Annotated in this window: 24 protein-coding genes; 19 read left to right on the top strand and 5 right to left on the bottom strand. The window is 66.4% G+C overall.

Translation table 11 applies throughout. The features are described 5' to 3' along the window. Nucleotides 1-45: 45 nt before the first annotated feature. From AC13F7_RS07440 to AC13F7_RS07425, 4 genes are all read left to right on the top strand, one after another. Nucleotides 46-411, top strand: coding sequence for a DUF6164 family protein (locus AC13F7_RS07440; RefSeq protein ID WP_481470103.1), 366 nt, complete (start codon nucleotides 46-48; stop codon nucleotides 409-411). A 49-nt stretch (nucleotides 412-460) separates the two neighbouring features. Next, nucleotides 461-1213, top strand: a complete 753-nt coding sequence (locus tag AC13F7_RS07435) for a sulfurtransferase (protein ID WP_481470102.1) — start codon at nucleotides 461-463, stop codon at nucleotides 1211-1213. A gap of 138 nt (nucleotides 1214-1351) precedes the next feature. Further along, the gene (locus AC13F7_RS07430; RefSeq protein WP_482999730.1) at nucleotides 1352-2344 is read left to right on the top strand and encodes an LLM class flavin-dependent oxidoreductase; all 993 of its coding nucleotides are present in this window, start codon (nucleotides 1352-1354) and stop codon (nucleotides 2342-2344) included. Between the two features lie 97 nt (nucleotides 2345-2441). Continuing rightward, nucleotides 2442-2951: a pyridoxamine 5'-phosphate oxidase family protein gene (locus AC13F7_RS07425; RefSeq protein ID WP_482999729.1), complete on the top strand. Its 510-nt coding sequence runs from the start codon at nucleotides 2442-2444 to the stop codon at nucleotides 2949-2951. A 153-nt stretch (nucleotides 2952-3104) separates the two neighbouring features. On the opposite strand, the gene AC13F7_RS07420 is transcribed toward AC13F7_RS07425, so the two are convergent. Continuing rightward, the gene (locus AC13F7_RS07420; RefSeq protein WP_482999728.1) at nucleotides 3105-3764 is read right to left on the bottom strand and encodes an exopolysaccharide biosynthesis protein; all 660 of its coding nucleotides are present in this window, start codon (nucleotides 3762-3764) and stop codon (nucleotides 3105-3107) included. Next, nucleotides 3748-5058, bottom strand: a complete 1311-nt coding sequence (locus tag AC13F7_RS07415) for a hemolysin family protein (protein WP_319208135.1) — start codon at nucleotides 5056-5058, stop codon at nucleotides 3748-3750. The genes AC13F7_RS07420 and AC13F7_RS07415 overlap by 17 nt, the downstream gene beginning before the upstream one ends. A 282-nt stretch (nucleotides 5059-5340) precedes the next feature. On the opposite strand from AC13F7_RS07415, the gene AC13F7_RS07410 reads away from it, so the two are divergent. Together AC13F7_RS07410 and AC13F7_RS07405 are read left to right on the top strand one after the other, a co-directional pair. Then, the gene (locus AC13F7_RS07410; RefSeq protein WP_121041743.1) at nucleotides 5341-5967 is read left to right on the top strand and encodes a DUF47 domain-containing protein; all 627 of its coding nucleotides are present in this window, start codon (nucleotides 5341-5343) and stop codon (nucleotides 5965-5967) included. A gap of 13 nt (nucleotides 5968-5980) precedes the next feature. Then, complete coding sequence (locus AC13F7_RS07405) at nucleotides 5981-7102, top strand: inorganic phosphate transporter (protein ID WP_482999727.1); 1122 nt, start codon at nucleotides 5981-5983, stop codon at nucleotides 7100-7102. 117 nt (nucleotides 7103-7219) lie between these two features. On the opposite strand, the gene AC13F7_RS07400 is transcribed toward AC13F7_RS07405, so the two are convergent. Together AC13F7_RS07400 and parE are read right to left on the bottom strand one after the other, a co-directional pair. Next, on the bottom strand, nucleotides 7220-7792 hold the full coding sequence (locus tag AC13F7_RS07400) for a GNAT family N-acetyltransferase (RefSeq protein ID WP_482999726.1): 573 nt from the start codon (nucleotides 7790-7792) through the stop codon (nucleotides 7220-7222). A 154-nt stretch (nucleotides 7793-7946) separates the two neighbouring features. Continuing rightward, a complete protein-coding gene (gene parE / locus AC13F7_RS07395; protein WP_102788297.1) occupies nucleotides 7947-9836 on the bottom strand; it encodes a DNA topoisomerase IV subunit B in 1890 nt (629 codons plus the stop codon). Between the two features lie 163 nt (nucleotides 9837-9999). Here parE and AC13F7_RS07390 point away from each other — a divergent pair, with 163 nt between their 5' ends. The 9 genes from AC13F7_RS07390 (at nucleotide 10000) to truD (ending at nucleotide 17747) form a co-directional block, all read left to right on the top strand. Next, nucleotides 10000-10239, top strand: coding sequence for a hypothetical protein (locus AC13F7_RS07390; protein WP_088433184.1), 240 nt, complete (start codon nucleotides 10000-10002; stop codon nucleotides 10237-10239). A 518-nt stretch (nucleotides 10240-10757) separates the two neighbouring features. Beyond that, nucleotides 10758-12422, top strand: coding sequence for a CTP synthase (locus tag AC13F7_RS07385; RefSeq protein WP_482999725.1), 1665 nt, complete (start codon nucleotides 10758-10760; stop codon nucleotides 12420-12422). A gap of 105 nt (nucleotides 12423-12527) precedes the next feature. Next, the gene (kdsA, locus tag AC13F7_RS07380; protein WP_088433181.1) at nucleotides 12528-13358 is read left to right on the top strand and encodes a 3-deoxy-8-phosphooctulonate synthase; all 831 of its coding nucleotides are present in this window, start codon (nucleotides 12528-12530) and stop codon (nucleotides 13356-13358) included. Then, nucleotides 13355-13771: a hypothetical protein gene (locus tag AC13F7_RS07375; RefSeq protein ID WP_482999724.1), complete on the top strand. Its 417-nt coding sequence runs from the start codon at nucleotides 13355-13357 to the stop codon at nucleotides 13769-13771. The genes kdsA and AC13F7_RS07375 overlap by 4 nt, the downstream gene beginning before the upstream one ends. Nucleotides 13772-13840: 69 nt before the next feature. Continuing rightward, the gene (gene eno, locus AC13F7_RS07370; protein ID WP_121041757.1) at nucleotides 13841-15127 is read left to right on the top strand and encodes a phosphopyruvate hydratase; all 1287 of its coding nucleotides are present in this window, start codon (nucleotides 13841-13843) and stop codon (nucleotides 15125-15127) included. Nucleotides 15128-15131: 4 nt separating this feature from the next. Further along, nucleotides 15132-15482, top strand: a complete 351-nt coding sequence (gene ftsB, locus AC13F7_RS07365) for a cell division protein FtsB (RefSeq protein WP_265310090.1) — start codon at nucleotides 15132-15134, stop codon at nucleotides 15480-15482. Continuing rightward, the gene (gene ispD / locus AC13F7_RS07360) at nucleotides 15479-16177 is read left to right on the top strand and encodes a 2-C-methyl-D-erythritol 4-phosphate cytidylyltransferase (RefSeq protein WP_483000113.1); all 699 of its coding nucleotides are present in this window, start codon (nucleotides 15479-15481) and stop codon (nucleotides 16175-16177) included. The genes ftsB and ispD overlap by 4 nt, the downstream gene beginning before the upstream one ends. A 38-nt stretch (nucleotides 16178-16215) precedes the next feature. Continuing rightward, on the top strand, nucleotides 16216-16713 hold the full coding sequence (ispF, locus tag AC13F7_RS07355; protein ID WP_481470094.1) for a 2-C-methyl-D-erythritol 2,4-cyclodiphosphate synthase: 498 nt from the start codon (nucleotides 16216-16218) through the stop codon (nucleotides 16711-16713). Then, nucleotides 16710-17747: a tRNA pseudouridine(13) synthase TruD gene (truD, locus tag AC13F7_RS07350; protein ID WP_482999723.1), complete on the top strand. Its 1038-nt coding sequence runs from the start codon at nucleotides 16710-16712 to the stop codon at nucleotides 17745-17747. The genes ispF and truD overlap by 4 nt, the downstream gene beginning before the upstream one ends. Nucleotides 17748-17865: 118 nt before the next feature. Here the strand turns inward: truD and AC13F7_RS07345 are convergent, their stop codons facing one another. Further along, nucleotides 17866-18405: a Smr/MutS family protein gene (locus tag AC13F7_RS07345; protein WP_482999722.1), complete on the bottom strand. Its 540-nt coding sequence runs from the start codon at nucleotides 18403-18405 to the stop codon at nucleotides 17866-17868. Between the two features lie 186 nt (nucleotides 18406-18591). Here AC13F7_RS07345 and surE point away from each other — a divergent pair, with 186 nt between their 5' ends. Genes surE through AC13F7_RS07325 form a run of 4 tightly spaced genes read left to right on the top strand, consistent with a single transcriptional unit; the run spans nucleotide 18592 to nucleotide 21458 of the window. Then, on the top strand, nucleotides 18592-19371 hold the full coding sequence (surE, locus tag AC13F7_RS07340) for a 5'/3'-nucleotidase SurE (RefSeq protein WP_346470320.1): 780 nt from the start codon (nucleotides 18592-18594) through the stop codon (nucleotides 19369-19371). Further along, on the top strand, nucleotides 19368-20045 hold the full coding sequence (locus tag AC13F7_RS07335; RefSeq protein WP_482999721.1) for a protein-L-isoaspartate(D-aspartate) O-methyltransferase: 678 nt from the start codon (nucleotides 19368-19370) through the stop codon (nucleotides 20043-20045). The genes surE and AC13F7_RS07335 overlap by 4 nt, the downstream gene beginning before the upstream one ends. A 19-nt stretch (nucleotides 20046-20064) precedes the next feature. After that, nucleotides 20065-20679: a YqaA family protein gene (locus AC13F7_RS07330; RefSeq protein WP_353084376.1), complete on the top strand. Its 615-nt coding sequence runs from the start codon at nucleotides 20065-20067 to the stop codon at nucleotides 20677-20679. Beyond that, nucleotides 20676-21458, top strand: coding sequence for a peptidoglycan DD-metalloendopeptidase family protein (locus AC13F7_RS07325; RefSeq protein ID WP_481470091.1), 783 nt, complete (start codon nucleotides 20676-20678; stop codon nucleotides 21456-21458). The genes AC13F7_RS07330 and AC13F7_RS07325 overlap by 4 nt, the downstream gene beginning before the upstream one ends. Nucleotides 21459-21466: the final 8 nt, after the last annotated feature.

Genomic DNA, 21466 nt, shown 5'->3' with positions numbered 1-21466 from the left:
CGGGGGACGCAAGGGTAGCGCATCGCCGGGCGCTATCATGGGCGCATGTCGAAACTGCTGCTCAACCTGCGCAATGTCGCGGACGATGAAATCCAGGATGTCACCGCCCTGCTGGACAAGGCGGGCATCGCCCACTACCGCACCGAGCCCAGCCCCTGGGGGATTTCCTTTGGCGGGATCTGGGTCCGCGATGACGCTGATCACCCTCGGGCCAAGGACCTGATGGGCGAGTACCAGCAGGCACGCGGCGAACGCGTCCGCGGTGAGCGTGAGGCCGCGCTGCGCGACGGCACCGCCGAGACCTTCGGCAGCCTGATCCGGCGTCGCCCGGTGTTCGTGGTGGCGGTGCTGCTCGGCATGGCCGTCGCGACCGCACTGGTGCTGCTGCCGTTCGTGCTGCTGCGCGGCTGATTCCAGCGCCGCTCAGGCGTAGCGCCTGCCCAGCGGCTAAAATGGCGGGATGATCGCCAATACCGCCGCCTACCACTTCACCCCCGTCGCCGACCCGGACGCGCTGTGTGCGCTCCTGCTGGAGCGGGCAACCGCCGCGCAGTTGCGTGGCACGATCCTGGTGGCGGGCGAGGGCATCAACCTGTTCCTGGCCGGCGCCGAGCCGGCGATCGACGGCTTCTACGCCGCCCTGCGCGCGGATGCGCGGTTTGCCGGGCTGCGCGTGAAGACCAGCTACAGCCACATGCAGCCGTTCGCCCGGCTCAAGGCCAAGGTCAAGCCGGAGATCATCAGTTTCCGCATCGACGACGGCCAGCCGCTGGCCTACCCACGCGCGCCGTCGATCGACCCGGTCACGGTGCAGCGCTGGCTGCGCCAGGGGCACGACGACGCCGGCAAGCCGGTGGTGATGCTGGATACGCGCAATACCCAGGAGATCGAGTACGGCACCTTCCAGGACGCACTGGTGCTGCCGATCACCAAGTTTACCGATCTGCCCGAAGCCCTGGCCCCGCACCGCGAGGCGCTCAAGGACAGCACGGTGGTCAGCTTCTGCACCGGCGGCATCCGCTGCGAGAAGGCGGCGCTGTGGATGCGCAACGACGGCATGGACAACGTCCTGCAGCTGGACGGCGGCATTCTGGGCTATTTCGAGGCCGTGGGTGGTGAGGGCTATGACGGCCGCTGCTTCGTCTTCGACGAGCGCGTGGCGCTGGATCCGGCCCTGCAGCCGCTGGTCGACCAGGACGCCGGCGCCGCCTGAGCCGTCTTCACGGCGCTGATTGTCCTGAATCGTCGCGAGACAGAAATCAGCGTCTTGCCATCTGCGCCTTGTGGACGGTGGCAAACCGGCCGGACAGCCCCATCTCAGTGGGATATCTCCTGGTTGGAACGAGCATTCATGATGCAGCTGTCGATTCTTGATCTGGCGCCGGTCTGCGAAGGCAGCGACACCACGCAGGCCTTCGCCAACATGCTGGACCTGGCCCAGCACGCCGAAGGTTGGGGCTTCCACCGCTATTGGCTGGCCGAGCACCACAACACGCCCGGCATCGCCAGCGCCGCCACCGCGGTACTGATCGGCCATGTGGCCGGGGGCACGAAGCGCATCCGCGTCGGTGCCGGCGGCATCATGCTGCCCAACCACTCGCCGCTGCAGGTCGCCGAGCAGTTCGGCACGCTGGCCTCGCTGTATCCGGATCGCATCGATCTTGGCCTGGGCCGCGCGCCCGGCACCGATCAGCCCACCGCCCGCGCACTGCGTCGTTACTTCGACAGTGCTGATCAGTTCCCGCAGGACGTGCGCGAGCTGCTGCATTACTTCGAGCCGGCCCAGAAGGGCCAGGCGGTTCGCGCCGTGCCCGGCGCGGGCATTCCGGTGCCGGTGTGGTTGCTGGGTTCGAGTCTGTTCAGTGCGCGGCTGTCGGCGGCGATGGGGCTGCCGTTCGCGTTCGCCTCGCACTTTGCGCCGGACGCGATGGATGAAGCGCTGGCGGTCTACCGTCGCGAATTCCGCGCCTCGCAATATCTTGATGCGCCTTATGCGGTGCTGGGCCTGAACGTGGTCGCCAGCGATTCCGAAGCCCAGGCCAAGCGTCTGTTCACCACCCAGCAGCAGAGTTTCGTCAATCTGCGTCGTGGCCTGCCGGGTCTGATTCCGCCGCCGATCGACAACATCGAAGCCTTCTGGCAGCCGCACGAAAAGGCCGGTGTGCAGAGCGCACTGGCCTGTGCGGTGGTCGGCGACGTGCAGCAGGTGCAGGAAGGCCTTGCCGCGTTCGTGGCTCGGCACAAGCCGGATGAAGTGCTGGTCACGGCCAACATCTACGACCACGCCGCGCGCAAGCGCTCGTTCGGGCTGGCGATGCAGGCTTGGCGCGCGCTGCAGGTGTGACATCGGCGCGCCGTGCGAAGAAGGCGTGACCGCGCGGTTCACGTCGCCGTAGCCGCCGATCGGCTGTGATGGGGGCTCCCCTTACAGGAGCCACCTCATGGCCGAACATGATCGCCAGCAGCACATCAAACAACTGGCCGAACTGATCCGCGATGTGGACATCGCGATGTTCACCACGGTCGGTGCGGACGGGCGCTTGTTCAGCCGTCCGCTGGGCACCCAGGAAGTCGAATTCGATGGCGACCTGTGGTTCGCCACCGGGGCTGACAGCCCGAAGATCGCGGAAATCACCGCCAACCCGCGCGTCAACGTGGCCTACGCTTCGCCGTCGGGCAACACCTATGTGTCGGTCTCGGGCACCGCGCGCGTGGTCCATGACCGGGCCAAGATCGACGAACTCTGGTCGCCGGCGATGAAGGTCTTCTTCCCCGGCGGCAAGGACGACCCGAACCTGCGCCTGATCCACGTCAGCGCCGAATCGGCCGAGTACTGGGATGGCCCCGGCGGCCTGCTCGGCAAGGCACTGTATTTCGTGCTGTCGGCGGTGACCGATAATCCGGGCGCGATGTCCGACACTGGCACGGTGGATCTCAAGCCCGGCGTTTAAGCAGGTTCAACGCATCGGCCACGCGCCCGATGCTGTTCGCTCCGCAAGAACGACGCTTGCCCCGACATGGGGCAGCGCCGTTTTTGTTGACGTCGTCTCTTGCCTTGCTTCGCTCCGTCAGCCGTTCCCCGCGCTCGACGCGGCCCCGCTTGCTCAGCCAAACCAGCGCTGGAACAGATCCACCGTATAGCCCACCAGCTGCCCCGAACTGAAGCCGAAGAACAACACGGCAGCCACCGCGCCGATCCAGTTGAGCAGCATCAGCACGCCATCTCGCTCAAGCAGCGCCAACGCGAACAGCAGCAACTGGAAGCCGAACAGATAGTTGGTGAGCGGGATCGGCAGCGACAACAGCACGCCGATCAGGATCAGCAGCAGGCCGCTGAAGGCGTGCGCCGGCAGCGGTACCAGCAGCGCCGGCATCCGCGGCTTGAGCAGGCGGTCCAGCCGCCGCAACGGTCCGTTGATCCGTTCAAGGAACCGATGCATTGTCCCGCGCTTGGGCCCGCGGTTGCTGATGAAGCCGGGCAGCCAGGGCCGGCGCATGCCGCACAGCATCTGCGCGCCGATCAGCACCACCAGCGGTCCACTGACCGCACCGCCGAGGCCCGGGATCGGGATGAAGGCCGGCAGGATCGCCACGAACAGGAACACACCGAACGCGCTCTGCTGCAGGTTCTGCAGGATCTGACCGAGCAGCAGCCGTTCCTCCGGATCCCCGTGGTCGAACATCGCCAGCAGGGTACGGATACCCTCGTTGCGGTACTGCGGCCGCGTCGGGTCCGGCGGGGTCGGCTCAGCCGGTGATGTCATCGGTTTCGTCTTCGCTCAGGGTGCGCAGCAGCAGCTTGTCGACACGGGCGCCGTCGAGATCCACGATCTCGATGCGCCAGCCGGCCCAGTCGAAGTACTCACCCGCATGCGGGATGCGGCCGAAATAGTGGATGCACATGCCGGCCAGCGTGTAGTAGTCGCCATCGTCGGCATCGGGCAACTCGGCGTTGCCCATCAGTTCGCGCAGGTCCTCGATCGAGAGCGAGCCATCGACCAGGAACGAGCCGTCCTCGCGGGTGACGACCAGCGCGTCCTCGTCCACGTTCTCCACCGACTGCAGGCGGCCGACCACCGCGCCCATCAGGTCGCTGATGGTAACCAGGCCCTGGATCTCGCCGTATTCGTCCACCACCAAGGCCATCGACTGCTGTTCCTCGCGGAAGATCTCCAGCAGCTTCATCGCGTGGGTGGACTCTGAAACGTACAGCGGCTCGCGCAGGTTCTGGAACAGCGAATGGTCATCGCGTACCAGGCGGGTCACCAGGCTCTTGACCTCCAGTACGCCGACGATGTCCTGGTCATTGTCGCGGAACACCGGGTAACGCGAGAACTCGTTCTCGCGCATGGTGGCCAGGTTCTTTTCCGGGTCGGCCGCGGTATCCAGCCACGCAATCCGGTTGCGCGGGGTCATCAGGCTGTCGGCAGTACGGTCGCCCAGGCGCATGACGCGATTCATCATGTCGCGCTCATGGGCATCGATCACGCCGGCCTCGTGGCTCTCGGCCACCAGCATGCGGATCTCTTCTTCGGTCACCGAGGCCGCCTCGTCCTTGCCCAGGCCAAGCACGCGCAACACCAGCCGGGTGCTGTGCGAGAGCAGCCACACCGCCGGGAACGCGATCCGGGAGAGCCAGCCCATCGGCCATGCAACCAGCCCGGCGATGTCCTCCGAGCGGGTGATCGCCAACCGCTTGGGGACCAGTTCGCCGAAGATCAGCGTCAGGAAGGTGATCAGGGCGACCGCCAGCGCCTTGCCGACCTCGCTGGAGTACGCAAAGGCCGGGACGATGCCATGCAGCCACTCGGCGATGGCCAGGCCGATCGCCTCACCGCCGAACACGCCGGTCAGGATGCCGATCAGGGTGATGCCGATCTGGACCGTGGACAGGAAGCTCTCCGGCTTCTCGGACAGGGCCAGCGCACGCTCGGCGCGCTTGCTGGAGCCCGCCATCTGCTTGAGGCGGCTCTTGCGCGAGGTCATGACCGACATCTCGGACATGGCGAAGAAGCCGTTGAGCAGGATCAGGGCGAGGACAATAATCAGTTCAAACACGGGCGACTTCCCCGGTTGGTGGCAGGGAGGGCGTGTTCAAGCGATGTCGGCTACCGGAGGGCGCGTAAGCGCGGCGGTGCGGCGGGGGGTAAGGGTCGTCGTCCATAGAGTGCACCCGAAGGTGCCCGCGCATCTTAACAAAAGGCCGGGGCAGGGGGGTAAACAGAGTCGTTCAGACGGGGCGGTCCCAGCGTGAAGAAGGGGGGGAGTACCCGGAACAGACATCAAACCGTCATAATTCCGCCCGGTGCCGTCCTTCCTCGACGGCGAATAGGTTTCTCAATGTTCTCTCTGCAGACCATTTTTGGCTCCGGCAAACAGTTCTACACCCTGCTGGACGAGGCTGCCCAAGCCGCCCAGGACAGTTCCAAGGCGCTGCACTCCATGCTGCGCGAAGCGGACCGCCAGCCGGCGCTGGACGCCTTCAAGCTGGCCCGCCTGCGCGAGCGCGCGGCCTCGGACAAGATCAGCCAGGCGCTGGTCGACAGCTTCATGACCCCGATCGAGCGCGAAGACATCGAAGCGCTGGGCTCGGCGCTGTACAAGATTCCCAAGCAGATCGAGAAGTTCGCTGATCGCTATTCGCTGGCCACCCAGCACCTGGAGCACATCGATTTCGCGCCGCGCGCGGCGATGCTGGAACAGGCGGCCAGCGTGGTGGTGGAGATGGTCAACGACCTGCGCCACATGAACCTGGACCGGATGACCGCGCTCAATGAGAAGCTGCGCTCGCTGGAAAACGAAGCCGACCGGCTGATGCTCGAGCTGTACCGCGACATCTACTCCGGCCGCCTGGACAGCCTGCAGATGTTCCTGCTCAAGGAATTCTTCGAGATCCTGGAAAAGGCCATCGATCGTTGCCGCGAGGCCGGCGTGGTGGCCTACCAGATCGTCTTGAAGAACAGCTGACGGACGCCACAGCATGCTGACCCTTGTCCTGGTGGTGATCCTGGCCGCGCTCGTTTTCGAGTTCATCAACGGCTTCCACGACACCGCCAACTCCATCGCCACCGTGGTGGCGACCAAAGTGCTCTCGCCCGGCTGGGCGGTGATGCTCGCCGCGTTCATGAACTTGATCGGCGCGCTGACCGGCACCGCCGTCGCGCTGACCATCGCCTCGGGCCTGCTCAACACCAATGTGGTCGATGTGACCCCGCAGGTGATCCTGTGTGCGCTGCTGGGCGGCATCATCTGGAACCTGATCACGTGGTGGAAAGGGCTGCCGTCCTCGTCCTCGCACGCCCTGATCGGCGGCCTGTGCGGCGCCGGCCTGGCCGCCGCCCACAACAACTGGGATGCCCTGATCTGGTCCGAGCGCATCGGCACCTGGGCCCAGAACAAGGGCCTGCTGTGGAAGGTGTTCCTGCCGATGATCACCTCGCCGATCGCCGGCTTCCTGCTCGGCATCGCGGTGATGCTGCTGCTGTGGGGCCTGATCGCGGGCATGGCCAAGATCGGTGGCTTCCTGGGCCGTCTGGCCCGCCCGCGCATCGTCAATGCGTTCTTCGGCAAGGCGCAGATCGTGTCGGCGGCCTACATGGGCTTCGCCCACGGCCACAACGATGCGCAGAAGACCATGGGCATCATCGCCATGACCCTGATCGGTGCCGAGGCGACCGGTGCGCTGAACGACCTGCCGTCCTGGCTGGCCTTCATGCACCCGGATGCAAGCGCCGGTGATGGCATCGCGATGTGGATCGTGCTGACCTGCGCCGTGGTGATGGCGGCCGGTACCGCGTCGGGTGGCTGGAAGATCATCAAGACGCTGGGCCACAAGATGGTCAAGCTGCACCCGATCCATGGCTTCGCGGCGGAAACCAGCTCGGCCACGATCCTGACCGTGGCGGCGCACTTCGGCATGCCGGTCTCGACCACCCACAGCATCTCTACCGCGATCATGGGCGTGGGCTTCGCCAAGAACCCGCGTTCGCTGCGCTTCGGCGTGATCGAGCGGATCGTGTGGGCGTGGATCCTGACCATCCCGGCTGCCGGCGGGTGTGCGTACCTGATCCTGCGTCTGTTTGAAATGTTCGGCTGGGCCTGATCGGTCTGCACGGTTGAACATCGAAAAGCCCGCCGGAAGGCGGGCTTTTTCGTGGGAGCGAGTGTGCCCGACAGGGCGGGGCCAGGCCGGTACACGCAGAATTGCGTCGCCCCGGTTCTAACGCGGCGCTGGGTCGGCCCGATCCTGCCACTCGCGTACCAGCAGGCCGTAGAGGGCTGAATCGGAGACCTCGCCGGCGACCCGCCAGCGTTCCCGCAGCAGCCCCTCGCGCTGGAAGCCGAGTCGCTCCAGCACCGTCGCCGAGGGCACATTGCGTGGATCGATCTCCGCTTCCAGCCGACGCAGGCGCAGGGTGTCGAACAGGTACGTCACGAACCGTGACAACGCCTCGCGCATGTAGCCCTTGCCCTGCGCGTGTACAGCGAGGTGATACCCGATTTCCGCGCGCCTGGACGTCTCGTCGATGGCAAAGACCACCACGATGCCCAGCAGCGGCCCGTCCGCCTGCTCACGGATCGCCAGCTTGAGCTGCGTGCCCGCGTCCAGGGCGGCGAGATCGTCGAGGATCTGCACGTAAGCCTGCTTGAGGTCGGTCCAGGGCGCGTGGTTCCAGTAGCGCATGCCCGCCGGGTCGGACTGGATCGCGAACAACGCCTGGGCGTCTGCCGCGCGGATCGGGCTTAGTACCAGGCGCGCGCTGTCCAGCTGCAGGGTCGGGTCGAACGGCATGTGGGTTCCTGTGATCGAGCTGCGGCCACGGTAGCGGCTCGCGCGCCGTGTCGCACGCCTTGCGTGCCATCACGCACCACGCAACCCAAGAAAAAACCCGCCCGAAGGCGGGTTTTTCAATGGCACAACCGACCGGAATGTCACGACCGGCCGATCAGACTTCCAGCGAAGCCAGATCGCCCTTCTTTTCCAGCCAGCCCTTGCGGTCACTGGCGCGCTTCTTGGCCAGCAGCATGTCCATCAGCGAATGGGTCTGCTCGCCGTCATCGATGGTCAGCTGCACCAGGCGGCGCGTATCGGGATGGATGGTGGACTCGCGCAACTGCTGCGGGTTCATTTCACCCAGGCCCTTGAAGCGGGTCACGCTGATCTGGCCCTTGATCTTCTCCCGCTCGATCTTGTCCAGCATCGTGCGCTTCTCTTCCTCGTCCAGGGCGTAAAACACCTGCTTGCCCACGTCGACACGGAACAGCGGCGGCATTGCCACGAACACGTGGCCGGCATCGACCAGCGCCGGGAAGTGTTTGAGGAACAGCGCGGTCAGCAGGGTTGCGATGTGCAGGCCGTCCGAGTCGGCGTCGGCCAGGATGACGACCTTGCCGTAGCGCAGCCCGGCGATGTCTTCCTTGCCCGGGTCGCAGCCGATCGCGATGGCCAGGTTATGCACTTCCTCAGAGGCCAGCACGCTGCCCGAGGACACTTCCCAGGTGTTGAGGATCTTGCCGCGCAGGGGCAGGATGGCCTGGAAGTCCTTGTCACGCGCCTGCTTGGCGCTGCCGCCGGCGGAGTCGCCTTCGACCAGGAACAGCTCGGTGCGCGACAGGTCCTGGCTGATGCAGTCGGCCAGCTTGCCGGGCAGGGCAGGGCCCTGGGTGACCTTCTTGCGGGTCACCAGCTTTTCTGTCTTCAGGCGCGCACTGGCGCGTTCGATGGCCAGCTGCGCGATCTGCTCGCCCAATGCGACGTTCTGGTTGAGCAGCAGGCTGAAGGCATCGTGCGCGGCGCCTTCAACGAACCCGGCCGCCTGACGCGAGGACAGGCGTTCCTTGGTCTGGCCGCTGAACTGCGGGTCGGTCATCTTCAGCGACAGCACGAACGACACGCGGTCCCAGACATCTTCCGGGGCCAGCTTGACGCCACGCGGCAGCAGGTTGCGGAAGTCGCAGAACTCGCGCAGCGCCTCGGTCAGGCCGGTACGCAGGCCGTTGGCGTGGGTGCCGTGCTGGGCGGTCGGGATCAGGTTGACGTAGCTTTCCTGGACCAGTTCGCCCTCGGGGATCCAGGCCAGGGCCCAGTCCACGATCTCGTTTTCTTTTTTCAGGTGACCCACGAACAGGTCGGCCGGCAGCATCTCGCGCTCGCCCAGTTCTGCCTTGAGGTAATCGCTCAGGCCGTCTTCGTAGTACCAGGTGTCCTGCTCGCCGGTGGCTTCATCGAGAAGCTTCACGGTCAGGCCCGGGCACAGCACGGCCTTGGCGCGCAGCAGGTGACGCAGCCCACGCAGGTTGTACTTGGGCGTGTCGAAGTACTTCGGATCGGCCCAGAAGCGCACGCGGGTACCGGTGTTTTTCTTGCCGACGCTGCCGACCACTTCCAGCGGGGTGGCGCGGTCGCCGTTGCGGAAGGTGATGCGGTGTTCGCTGCCGTCGCGCTTGATATGCACTTCGACCAGGGTGGACAACGCGTTGACCACGCTGACACCAACGCCATGCAGGCCGCCGGAGAAGGTGTAGTTCTTGTTGTTGAACTTGCCGCCCGCGTGCAGGCGGGTCAGGATCAGTTCGACGCCGGGGATCTTCTCCTCGGGGTGGATGTCCACGGGCATGCCACGGCCGTCATCGCTGACTTCGCAGCTGCCGTCCTTGAACAGCGTGACTTCGACCGTGTGGGCGTGTCCGGCCAAGGCTTCGTCGACGGCATTGTCGATGACTTCCTGCGCCAGATGGTTCGGGCGCGCGGTGTCGGTGTACATGCCGGGGCGGCGCTTGACCGGGTCCAGGCCGGACAGGACTTCAATATCGGCGGCGTTATAGCGGGCGTTCATCTGTCTTCATAAAGCGCAATGCGACGGCGAAGTTTGCGGTCTGGACGGCTTTTTTGCACGCCACACGTTCAGGGGGCGGCCGACCGGGGCGCGATAGACTGTCTGCGATGGGAAACCGGACCCTCCGGCGCCCCATTCCATGCCATACCGCGAGGAGCACCCCATGAAGAAGTTGCTGACCATCGTTGCCATCGCCGCCGCCGTGGTGGCCGTGCCCATGGCACTGGCGCAGAACGCCGGACAGGGCCAGCCCACGCCGCAGCAGGGCGAACAGGCCGACAAGGCGCAGGCTGAGGCGGATGCCAAGGCCAAGCGCCGGGCCGCCGCCACGGCCGAAATGAAGGCCAAGGGCGAGCAGGCCCCGCAGAAGGAAGAGGAAGAAGAAGCGCGGAAGAAGCGATAAGCGCTTCGCGCTGACGCTTCCCCACGGTTTGCGCGGCAAACCGTGGGCCCCGCTCACCCTCTCCTCCACATCCCCGCGCCTGTCGGCGCGCCCCCTTGAACTCCAAGGGGGCTCTCCACCAGAGAGACCTGGGGATCTGAAAAAGTATCCAACATGAGCCCCGGTATCGCGCCGGGGCTCTTCTTTTTATGTGAAGACCGTCATCCGCCCCTTGGGCTGGAGGCCGTCAATCTGTAAACTATGGCTTTCCGGGAGTAGTGCGTGTCATCCATCAGCGAATGGACTGGCCTGATCGTGCGCGATCGCCAGCAGGGTAGGCAGGAGGTGACGGTCCAGACAGCGGCCGGCACGGCTGACCCGACGTCGCTGACCCACTCCCGCACCGTATCCCCCCTGATCCAGCCCTTGGCGCGTGAAGATGCCGCGGCCAGCCGGATCGTCCCGATTTCCCCCTTTACGTCGTCCGTCGCCCCGCGCGCCGGCGCCGTTTCCCCCTTCCTGACAGGACACCCCCAGCCATGACTCCCTTGATCTTCGTAACCGGCGGCGTAGTGTCCTCGCTCGGCAAAGGCATTGCCGCCGCGTCGCTTGCCGCCATCCTCGAGGCCCGCGGCCTGCGGGTGACGATGATGAAGCTCGATCCGTACATCAACGTCGACCCGGGCACCATGAGCCCGTTCCAGCACGGTGAGGTCTACGTCACCGATGACGGCGCCGAGACCGACCTGGACCTGGGCCATTACGAGCGCTTCGTGCGCACCCGCCTGAGCCGCAAGAACTCGGTCACCACCGGCCGCATCTACGAGAACGTGATCCGCAAGGAGCGTCGCGGCGACTACCTCGGCGCCACCGTGCAGGTCATCCCGCACATCACCGATGAAATCCGCCGCTGCATGGACGAGGCCACCGAAGGCTTCGACGTGGCGCTGGTGGAGATCGGCGGTACCGTGGGCGACATCGAGTCGCTGCCATTCCTAGAGGCGATCCGCCAGGTGCGCACCGAGCGCGGCCCGGAGAAGGCGCTGTTCATGCATCTGACCCTGGTGCCGTACATCGCCGCCGCCGGTGAGCTGAAGACCAAGCCCACCCAGCACTCGGTCAAGGAACTGCGCTCGATCGGCATCCAGCCGGACGTGCTGCTGTGCCGTTCCGAGCAGGTCGTGCCGGATTCGGAGCGCCGCAAGATCGCCCAGTTCACCAACGTCTCCGAACGTGCCGTGATCAGCGTGCCGGACGTGGACGTGCTGTACCGCATCCCGATGGGCCTGCACGCGCAGGGGCTGGATGACATCGTCATCAATCAGCTCAAGCTCGGCGACAAGGCCGGCCCGGCCGACCTGGCCGAGTGGGAAGCGGCGGTGGATGCCACCCTGCACCCGCTGGACGAGGTCACCATCGCGGTGGTCGGTAAGTACGTCGATCACCAGGACGCTTACAAGTCGGTCGGCGAGGCCCTCAAGCACGGCGGCCTGCGCCAGCGCACCAAGGTCAACCTGAAGTGGCTGGAAGCACAGGAGCTGGAAGACAGCGACCTGGCCGCGCTCAAGGATGTCGACGGCATCCTGGTGCCGGGCGGCTTCGGCGACCGTGGCTTCGAAGGGAAGGTGCTGAGCTCGCAGTTCGCCCGCGAGCAGAGCGTGCCGTACTTCGGCATCTGCTACGGCATGCAGGCCGCAGTGGTCGATTTCGCCCGCCACGTGGCCGGTCTGGACGGTGCCAACAGCACCGAGAACGACCGCCAGTCGCCGAACCCGGTGATCGGCCTGATCACCGAATGGCGCACCGCCACCGGCGATGTCGAGAAGCGCGACGACAAGAGCGATCTGGGCGGCACCATGCGCCTGGGCCTGCAGGAGCAGCGCCTGAAGCCGGGCACCCTGGCCCGCGAGCTGTACGGCAAGGACGTGGTGTCCGAGCGTCACCGCCACCGTTACGAGTTCAACAACCGTTACCGCACCCAGCTGGAAGATGCGGGTCTGGTGATCGCCGGCAAGTCGATGGATGACACCCTGGTGGAAGTCATCGAGCTGCCGCGCGACCAGCACCCGTGGTTCCTGGCCTGCCAGGCGCACCCGGAGTTCCTGTCCACGCCGCGCGAGGGCCACCCGCTGTTCATCGGCTTCATCCGCGCCGCGCGCGAACGCAAGGCCGGTGGCAAGCTTGCCCAGGACGCCGCCGCCTGATCGCGGCCACGCACTTGCAGTGGGGGCCGCATGCCCCCATTGCAGAGCGCTAATCACCCACGGCGGCTGGCCTGGCCAGCGTTTGCCGGACAACAAGGAAATGCCATGAAACTGTGTGGATTCGACGTCGGGCTGGACCAGCCCCTGTTCCTGATCGCCGGCCCGTGTGTGATCGAGTCGATGCAGCTGCAGCTGGACGTGGCGGGCAAGTTGAAGGAAATCACCGATCGCCTCGGCATCAACTTCATCTTCAAGTCGAGCTTCGACAAGGCCAACCGCACCTCGGGCACCGCCTTCCGCGGTCCGGGCATGGAAGAAGGCCTGAAGGTCCTGGCCGAAGTGAAGAAGCAGATCGGCGTGCCGGTGCTGACGGACGTGCACGAATACACCCCGATGGACGAAGTGGCCTCGGTGGTGGACGTGCTGCAGACGCCGGCCTTCCTGGTGCGCCAGACCGATTTCATCACCAAGGTGTGTGCCACCGGCAAGCCGGTCAACATCAAGAAGGGCCAGTTCCTGTCCCCGTGGGACATGAAGCCTGTCGTGGAGAAGGCCAAGGCGACCGGCAACCAGGACATCATGGTCTGCGAGCGCGGCGCCAGCTTCGGTTACAACAACCTGGTCAGTGACATGCGTTCGCTGTCGGTGATGCGCGATACCGGTTGCCCGGTCGTGTTCGATGCCACCCATTCGGTACAGCTGCCGGGCGGGCAGGGCAACAGCTCCGGTGGCCAGCGCGAGTTCGTGCCGGTGCTGGCGCGTGCGGCGGTCGCTGTGGGGGTGTCGGGCCTGTTCGCCGAGACCCACCCGGATCCGTCCAAGGCGCTGTCCGATGGCCCCAACGCGTGGCCGCTGGACCGCATGGAAGAACTGCTCGAAACCCTGATGGAACTCGACGCGGTCACCAAGAAGCATGGGTTCTCGCGCTTCGCATGATGGGTGACGTTCAGGCGTCACCCGCGGTGCGCCGCGGCTGGCGTGGGTGGGCCTGGGGCTGGATCGCGCTGGGTGCGGCGATCGCGGTCTGGTGCGGCGTGTTCCTGCAGGTGGTGCTGATGTTCGCCAGCGTCGGCTCGCCCGGCGATGGCGACAACGCCTTGCGCTCGGTGATGCCGATGCTGCTGGTGACGTTGTCGCTGACCGGCACCGCCGCGCTGGCCTGCGTGATCGCCAGCGTGCTGGCAGTCCGGCTGCGCCGGCAGCCCGCCGGTGGTGGCGTCGCGCTCGCGTTGCTGGCGCTGTTGCTGGTGGTGCTGTTGATCCCGTCGCTGGTCTCGCGCCAGGCCATCGTGGCCGACGTACTGCCGGCCGCCACGCCGATTTGGCAAGTGACGGGTGTGCAGGGATAATCACGTGGCATGTTTTTTTCGGCGCTGCATTGGCGGCGCCTCCCCTCTCTGACTGGTAACCGGCCCGCTATGACCACGATCCGCAGCATCCACGCCCGTGAAATCCTCGACAGCCGTGGCAACCCCACGCTGGAAGCCGAAGTCATCCTCGAGGACGGCTCGTTCGGTCGTGCCGCCGTGCCTTCGGGCGCCTCGACCGGCACCAAGGAAGCCGTGGAACTGCGTGACGGCGACAAGACCCGTTACCTGGGCAAGGGCGTGCGCAACGCCGTGTCCAACGTCAACACCACGATTGCCACCGCGCTGAAGGGCTTCGATGCCGCCGACCAGGAAGGCCTCGACCGCCGCCTGATCGATCTGGACGGCACCGAGAACAAGGGCCGCCTGGGCGCGAACGCGCTGCTGGGGGTTTCGCTGGCCAATGCTCACGCCGTAGCCGCCTCGAAGAAGCAGGCGCTGTGGCAGCACCTGGCCAACGGCCGCGACGTGACCCTGCCGGTGCCGATGATGAACATCATCAACGGCGGCGCGCATGCCGACAACAACGTCGATTTCCAGGAATTCATGGTGCTGCCGGTCGGCTTCACCTCGTTCTCCGAGTCGCTGCGTGCCGGTACCGAAATCTTCCATTCGCTCAAGTCGGTGCTCAAGGGCCATGGCTTGAGCACGGCGGTGGGCGACGAAGGCGGCTTCGCGCCGGACTTCCGCAGCAACGTCGAGGCACTGGACACCATCTTGGAAGCCATCGGCAAGGCCGGCTACACCGCCGGTGAAGACGTGCTGCTGGGCCTGGACGTGGCCTCCAGCGAGTTCTACGAGAACGGCAAGTACAACCTGGTGGGCGAGAACAAGCGCCTGACCTCCGAGCAGTTCGTCGACTTCCTTGCCGACTGGGCCGCGCAGTACCCGATCGTGACCATCGAAGACGGCCTGGCCGAGAACGACTGGGCCGGCTGGAAGCTGCTGACCGACCGCATCGGCAACAAGGTGCAGCTGGTGGGCGATGATCTGTTCGTCACCAACCCGAAGATCTTCAAGGAAGGCATCGAGTCCGGTACCGCCAACGCGATCCTGATCAAGGTCAACCAGATCGGCACCCTGACCGAGACCCTGGAAGCGATCGCCATGGCGCACGCGGCCAACTACGCCTCGATCGTCTCGCACCGTTCGGGCGAAACCGAAGACACCACCATCGCCGACATCGCCGTGGCCACCACCGCCACCCAGATCAAGACCGGCTCGCTGTGCCGCAGCGATCGCGTGGCCAAGTACAACCAGCTGCTGCGTATCGAGGAAGCCCTCGGTGCCGGCGCGCGTTACGCCGGTCGTGACGCGTTCGTGTCGCTGAAGCGCTGATCCCATGCGCAACTGGCGCTGGCTGCTGCTGGTGCTCGCGCTGCTGCTCGCATGGCTGCAGTACCGCTTCTGGTTTGGACCGGGCAACTCGGGCGAAGTGATGATGCTCGAGGCCCAGGTCGAGAACCAGAAGCGGGACAACGCCGGCCTGCAGCAGCGCAACGATGCACTCGCTGCCGAGGTCAAGGACCTCAAGGAAGGCGAGGCGGCCATCGAAGAACGCGCGCGCAGCGAGCTGGGCATGATCAAGCCCGGCGAGAAGTTCTACCGCGTGGTCGAAGATGCGCCGGTGCCGCCGCCGCGCGCGCCGACGGCCGTCACCGATCCGGATGCGCCGCACCAGGATGTGCCCTGATGGCGGGCATCTGGGCGGTGGTGCCTGCTGCCGGCCGTGGCACCCGCTTCGGCGGGCCCACGCCGAAACAGTATCTGCTGGCTGGTGACCGCGTGTTGCTGGCCCATACCCTCGAGGCACTGCTCTCGCACCCGGTCGTTGCCGGGGTGATGGTGGTGGTCGCCGAGAACGATGCCGATTGGCCGGGCTGGCAGTCACTGGCGGACAAACCCATTCTGACCTGCATCGGCGGTGCGACCCGCGCCGGTTCGGTGCTGGCCGGCCTGCGTGCGTTGCCCGATGACGTGCGCGCCGATGATTTCGTACTGGTGCACGACGCCGCGCGTCCGAACCTGGCTGCGGCCGATCTCGGTCGCCTGCTGGAAGTCGGCCGTGCCGACCCGGTCGGCGCGATCCTGGCCGCACCGGTTCGCGACACGCTCAAGCGTGCCGGCGATGACGGTGGTATCGATGCCACCGAGCCGCGTGAACGCCTGTGGCGTGCGCTGACCCCGCAGCTGTTCCGCCGCCACCAGTTGGCGCGCGCGCTGCAGGAAGCGGCCGACGCCGGCGTGGAGGTCACCGACGAGGCCATGGCCATGGAGCGCCAGGGGCTGCGCCCGCTGCTGGTGGAAGGCAGCGAAGACAACTTCAAGGTCACCACCCCGGCTGATCTGTCCCGTTTCGAATTCGTGTTGTCGCGTCGCGACCCCTGACGTCCGCACGCGCCGCACCCAACCGCAGGTTTTTCGCAATGACCACGCCCCAGTTTCCTCCCTTCCGCATCGGACAGGGCTACGACGTCCATGCCTTCGGCGAGGGCGACCACGTCATGCTCGGCGGTATCCGCGTCGCGCACAGCTGCGGCGTGCTCGCGCACAGCGACGGCGATGTGATCCTGCATGCGCTGTGCGATGCGATGCTCGGTGCGCTGGCACTGGGCGACATCGGCGTGCATTTCCCGCCGACCGACATGCGCTGGAAGGGCGCCGACAGCGCCCACCTGCTGGATCATTGCAACGGGCTGTTGCGTGAGCGCGGCTGGCAGGTTGGCAACACCGACATCACCGTGATCTGCGAGCGGCCCAAGGTCGGCCCGCACGCGCTGGCCATGCGTGAGCGCATCGCTGGCGTGCTCGGCATCGCGTTGGACTGTGTGAGCGTGAAGGCCACCACCTCGGAAAAGCTGGGCTTCACCGGCCGCAGCGAGGGTATCGCTGCCCAGGCCAGCGTGCTGTTGGTGGCCCTGTGATCCCGTTGCCGCTGGCGTTCGGTGCGCCGCTGCTCAGCGCGAAGATCCGCAGCACGCCCGAGGATTTCCAGGTGGACGAACTGCCGGCGTTCGAGCCGAGCGGCGAGGGCGAGCACCTGCTGTTGACGATCCGCAAGCGCGGCGCCAATACCGTGCACGTCGCCAAGGTGCTGGCCAAGTGGGCCGGGCTGCCGGACATGGGGGTCAGCTACGCCGGCATGAAGGATCGCCACGCGGTCACCACGCAGCGCTTCAGCGTGCACCTGCCCAAGCGCGTGGCGCCGGATCCGGCGCTGCTGGCCTCCGATGAGATCGACGTGATCGAGTCGACCTGGCACAACCGCAAACTGCAGCGCGGTGCTCTGGCTGGCAACCGCTTCAAGCTGGTGCTGCGCGATGTGCGCGGCGATGCCGCGGCCATCGAAGAGCGCCTGTCCCATATCGCCTCGCGCGGCCTGCCGAACTGGTTCGGTGAGCAGCGCTTCGGTCGCGATGGTGGCAACGTACCGGCCGCGCTGGCGATGTTCGGTGGCCGCCGCATGCGGCCCGATCAGCGCTCGCTGCTGCTCTCGGCCGCGCGCTCTGCACTGTTCAACCAGGTGCTGGCGGCGCGCGTGGAGCAGGGCAACTGGGACACCCCGCTGGACGGCGAGGTCTGGATGCTCGATGGCAGCCGCAGTGTGTTCGGCCCGGAGCCGTGGACGGATCTGCTGGCTGATCGCCTCGGACGCTTCGATATTCATCCCAGCGGCCCGTTGTGGGGCGAAGGTGAGCTGCGCAGCACCGGTGCCGCCGCGGAGCTGGAGCTGGGCGCTGTCGCCGATGAACAGTCGCTTGCACTGCGCGCCGGCCTGGAAAGCGCCCGCCTGAAGCAGGAACGTCGCGCGCTGCGCCTGCGTCCGGCCATGCTGCAGCATCAGTGGCTGGCGGCGGACGTGCTGGAACTCAGCTTCGCGTTGCCGCCGGGCTGCTATGCCACGGCGGTGCTGCACGAGCTGGGGCCGGTGGAAGACGCCAGCCAGGCCGACACCTGAGCTGCCTAGCGCCGACCGCTGGTCGGCGGCCTTCCCTCCCGGCACCGATAATTGCGTAGAGCCGATCGTTGGTCGGCTCTACCGCGCGCGGTGCGTGGCGTTGATCCCGGCTCCGTCGTTACCGGTTGCTCAGCAGCACCAGCACAGCGCCCGTCCCGCCTTGGCCGGCAGGCGCGGAATGGAACGCCAGCACGTCATTGCGCAGCCGCAGCAGGCGATCCACCAGGTTCTTCAGCACCGGTGCGCCGCCGTCGGACTGCAGCCCCTTGCCATGGATGATGCGCACGCAGCCATAGTCGTGCGCGTGCGCTTCCACCAGGAACTGCCGGACCAGCGCCTCGGCCTGGGCCACGGTCGCACCATGCAGGTCCAGTTCGTCCTGCACGGAATACTGGCCTCGCTTGAGCCGCTGGAACATCCGTGGCGGCAGATTCTCGCGCCGGTAGCTTGCGGTATCACCGGCTTCCAGCGGCGCGCTGTCACGCAGCAGCCGGGCAAACTCCCCCCGCGCCTCCTGTTCATCCTGCTCGGCCATCCGCGCGCGGGGCTTCGGCCGCGGCGTGGCCGGCGGGGGCGTGACCACCTTGCGCAGCGGCGTGACCTCGCCGATGGCGGCGCGGAACAGCGCCGCAGGATCTTCGTCTTCAGGATGTGACATGCGTACAGCCTAATGGGCAGGAGGGGCGATGCCTACCGTTATCGGGGTAGGACGATCTGTCTGCTTGCGGCACAATAGCGGACGCACTTGCGCGGTCGTCCCGCTCCGGAAGGGGCAGGGCCACCGCCGCCAACAGTGGGAAGTGATGGAATCGAAGTCTTGAAAAATCAAGCGGTTAAATCGCAGATGCGGATTCTGGTCAGCAACGACGACGGTGTCGATGCACCGGGCATCAAGATGCTCGCCACGGGTTTGCGTGACGCCGGGCATGAAGTGACCGTGGTCGCGCCGGATCGTGATCGTTCCGGGGCCAGCAATTCGCTGACCCTGGACCTGCCGATCCGCATGAAGCGTATCGACCACTACACCTGCTCGGTGGCCGGCACCCCCACCGACTGCGTGCACCTGGCCCTGACCGGCATGCTCGAGTACGAGCCGGACATGGTGGTGTCGGGCATCAACAACGCGGCCAATCTCGGCGACGACGTCATCTACTCCGGCACCGTCTCGGCGGCGATGGAAGGGCGTTTCCTGGGGCTGCCAGCGGTGGCGATGTCGCTGGTCACGCACAATCACGAGCCGCGCCATTTCGAGACCGCCGCGCGCGCCGCGGTCGAGATCGTGACCCGCCTCAAGGCCGATCCGCTGCCCGCTGACACCATCCTCAACGTCAACGTGCCGGACCTGCCGTGGAGCGAGGTGCGAGGGTTTGAAGTGACCCGCCTGGGCAACCGGCACCGCGCTGAAGGCTGCATCGCCCAGCGCGACCCGCGCGGCAACCAGGTGTTCTGGATCGGCCCGGCCGGGCGCGAGCAGGATTCCGGCCCCGGCACGGACTTCCATGCGGTGCGCAACGGGTATATCTCCATCACCCCGATCCAGGTCGATCTCACGCGCTACCAGGCGCTGGAGAAGGTGGCCAGCTGGGTGGGTGGGCTGACCGCCGCACTGGATCGGCCGGCATGAGCCCGCGCCTGCGCCTGCAGCCCGAAGCCGTCGGCATCGGCATGACCTCCCAGCGTGTCCGCGATCGTCTGGTCGACCGCCTGCGCGACGCCGGCATCACCGACGAAGCCACCCTCAATGCGATCCGTGTGGTGCCGCGTCATCTGTTCATCGATGAAGCGCTGGCCTCGCGCGCCTATGAAGACACCGCGCTGCCAATCGGCCATGGCCAGACCATTTCGCAACCGTGGGTGGTGGCGCGCATGACCGAAGCGGTGCTGGAGTCCGCGCCGAAGACGGTGCTGGAAGTGGGTACCGGCTCGGGCTATCAGGCTGCCGTGCTGGGCGCGATCGGGCTGGAGGTCTACACGGTCGAGCGCATCGGCGACCTGCTGCGCCAGGCACGCAAGCGCTTCCGGGCGTTGGGCATGAACATCCGCAGCAAACATGACGACGGCCGCGTCGGCTGGGCCGAGCATGGCCCGTACGATGCGATCGTGGTGACCGCGGCCGCATCGGCGCTGGTCGATGCGCTGGTCGAGCAGCTTGCCGTCGGTGGCCGCCTGGTTGCCCCGGTCGGTGGCCCCGGCGCGCAGTCGCTGATCCAGTTGACCCGTCGCGATGACGGCAGTGTTGAACAGCAGGTACTGGCACCGGTCACGTTCGTACCGCTGCTGTCTGGCATGCTGGACTGATTCCAAGGAGCGTTGCGTCATGAAGATTTTTGGTCCGCTGTACGAGCGGGCAATGAAGTGGGCCGCACACGAGCGCGCCCCGACCTATCTGACGGTATTGAGTTTCATCGAGGCCATCATCTTCCCGGTGATGCCCGAGGTGATGCTCGCGCCGATGTGCGTCGCGCAGCCCAAACGCGGCTGGTGGTTCGCCACGCTCAGTCTGATCGGCTCCATGGCCGGCGCGCTGGTCGGTTACGCCCTGGGTCACTTCGCCTTCGAAGCCCTCAAGCCGGTGTTTGCCGCGCTGGGCATGCTCAGCAGCATCGAAGGTGGCATCGCCATCGTGCAGGCCAAGATGGCCGAGTCGCCGTGGGCAGTGTTCACCTTCCTGGTGCTGGGCGGCTTCATGCCGATCCCGATGAAGGTCTTCACATGGGCATCGGGTATCGTCGGCGTGCCGTTGCCGCAGTATTTCCTGAGCATGTTGATCGGCCGTGGCAAGCGCGTGTACGTGCTGGCGGCGGTCATTCGTATTGGCGGGCCGCGCGCGGAAGCTGCGCTGCGCCGTTGGATTGAACCGCTGGGCTGGATCGCGACCGCGCTGGTGGTCGTGCTGGTGGCCTGGCTTGTATGGAGAGCGAAGTTCGCATGAGTGCTGATCGTTTGAGCAAGGGAGTGCGCACCGGCGCGCTGCTGCTGGTGGTGTCGGCGCTGAGCGCCTGTGGCACCGCCACCGTGGTGCGGCCTTCGGGTTCGGGCGGCCGTGTGGCCCACACCACCCCGCAGACCTCGGTGGCCAAGCCCGGCCAGACCGCTGTCGTCCGCCGTGGCGACACGCTGTATGCACTTGCGCGCATCCACAACATCACCCCGCGCGATCTGGCCGCCTGGAACGGGCTGGCCGAGCCGTACACGATCTATCCCGGCCAGTCGCTGCGGCTGTATCCGGGCGGCACGGGTGGCAGTCCCGCCCGCGCGCCGACCACCGTGGTCACCGCGCCGCGCCCGGGCACCGGTGCACCGGCTGCGACCCCGGCACCGACCACCGCGATCAAGAGCAACATCAGCTGGCGCTGGCCGGCCGATGGCGCGATCGTCGGTCGTTTCGTCGCCGGTGAAGCGACCAAGCAGGGCGTGGACATTGCCGGCACCAGTGGCCAGCCGGTCCGTGCGACGGCTGCCGGCGTGGTGGTGTACTCCGGTGCCGGTCTGGTCGGTTTCGGCGAGCTGATCATCATCAAGCACAGCGATCAGTGGTTGTCAGCCTATGGCCACAACCGCAAGCGACTGGTCAACGAAGGCCAGAGCGTGAAGGCGGGCGAGCAGATCGCGGAGATGGGCCGCACCGGCGCGGCGCGCGACATGCTGCACTTCGAGATCCGCTACAACGGCAAGCCGGTCGATCCGTTGATGTATCTGCCGCCGAAGTAAGAACGAAA

The organism is Stenotrophomonas sp. K-6, assembly GCF_056861555.1.
The sequence above is the reverse complement of the archived record's forward strand: the minus strand, read 5'-3'. Positions and strand labels throughout refer to the sequence as shown.

Excerpts from the sequence above, each read along its gene's own strand:
- AC13F7_RS07440 (WP_481470103.1), top strand. The coding sequence starts at position 46 with ATGTCGAAACTGCTGCTCAACCTGCGCAATGTCGCGGACGATGAAATC.
- AC13F7_RS07435 (WP_481470102.1), top strand. The coding sequence starts at position 461 with ATGATCGCCAATACCGCCGCCTACCACTTCACCCCCGTCGCCGACCCG.
- AC13F7_RS07430 (WP_482999730.1), top strand. The coding sequence starts at position 1,352 with ATGATGCAGCTGTCGATTCTTGATCTGGCGCCGGTCTGCGAAGGCAGC.
- AC13F7_RS07425 (WP_482999729.1), top strand. The coding sequence starts at position 2,442 with ATGGCCGAACATGATCGCCAGCAGCACATCAAACAACTGGCCGAACTG.
- AC13F7_RS07420 (WP_482999728.1), bottom strand. The coding sequence starts at position 3,764 with ATGACATCACCGGCTGAGCCGACCCCGCCGGACCCGACGCGGCCGCAG.
- AC13F7_RS07410 (WP_121041743.1), top strand. The coding sequence starts at position 5,341 with ATGTTCTCTCTGCAGACCATTTTTGGCTCCGGCAAACAGTTCTACACC.
- AC13F7_RS07405 (WP_482999727.1), top strand. The coding sequence starts at position 5,981 with ATGCTGACCCTTGTCCTGGTGGTGATCCTGGCCGCGCTCGTTTTCGAG.
- AC13F7_RS07400 (WP_482999726.1), bottom strand. The coding sequence starts at position 7,792 with ATGCCGTTCGACCCGACCCTGCAGCTGGACAGCGCGCGCCTGGTACTA.
- parE (WP_102788297.1), bottom strand. The coding sequence starts at position 9,836 with ATGAACGCCCGCTATAACGCCGCCGATATTGAAGTCCTGTCCGGCCTG.
- AC13F7_RS07390 (WP_088433184.1), top strand. The coding sequence starts at position 10,000 with ATGAAGAAGTTGCTGACCATCGTTGCCATCGCCGCCGCCGTGGTGGCC.
- AC13F7_RS07385 (WP_482999725.1), top strand. The coding sequence starts at position 10,758 with ATGACTCCCTTGATCTTCGTAACCGGCGGCGTAGTGTCCTCGCTCGGC.
- kdsA (WP_088433181.1), top strand. The coding sequence starts at position 12,528 with ATGAAACTGTGTGGATTCGACGTCGGGCTGGACCAGCCCCTGTTCCTG.
- AC13F7_RS07375 (WP_482999724.1), top strand. The coding sequence starts at position 13,355 with ATGATGGGTGACGTTCAGGCGTCACCCGCGGTGCGCCGCGGCTGGCGT.
- eno (WP_121041757.1), top strand. The coding sequence starts at position 13,841 with ATGACCACGATCCGCAGCATCCACGCCCGTGAAATCCTCGACAGCCGT.
- ftsB (WP_265310090.1), top strand. The coding sequence starts at position 15,132 with ATGCGCAACTGGCGCTGGCTGCTGCTGGTGCTCGCGCTGCTGCTCGCA.
- ispF (WP_481470094.1), top strand. The coding sequence starts at position 16,216 with ATGACCACGCCCCAGTTTCCTCCCTTCCGCATCGGACAGGGCTACGAC.
- AC13F7_RS07345 (WP_482999722.1), bottom strand. The coding sequence starts at position 18,405 with ATGTCACATCCTGAAGACGAAGATCCTGCGGCGCTGTTCCGCGCCGCC.
- surE (WP_346470320.1), top strand. The coding sequence starts at position 18,592 with ATGCGGATTCTGGTCAGCAACGACGACGGTGTCGATGCACCGGGCATC.
- AC13F7_RS07335 (WP_482999721.1), top strand. The coding sequence starts at position 19,368 with ATGAGCCCGCGCCTGCGCCTGCAGCCCGAAGCCGTCGGCATCGGCATG.
- AC13F7_RS07330 (WP_353084376.1), top strand. The coding sequence starts at position 20,065 with ATGAAGATTTTTGGTCCGCTGTACGAGCGGGCAATGAAGTGGGCCGCA.
- AC13F7_RS07325 (WP_481470091.1), top strand. The coding sequence starts at position 20,676 with ATGAGTGCTGATCGTTTGAGCAAGGGAGTGCGCACCGGCGCGCTGCTG.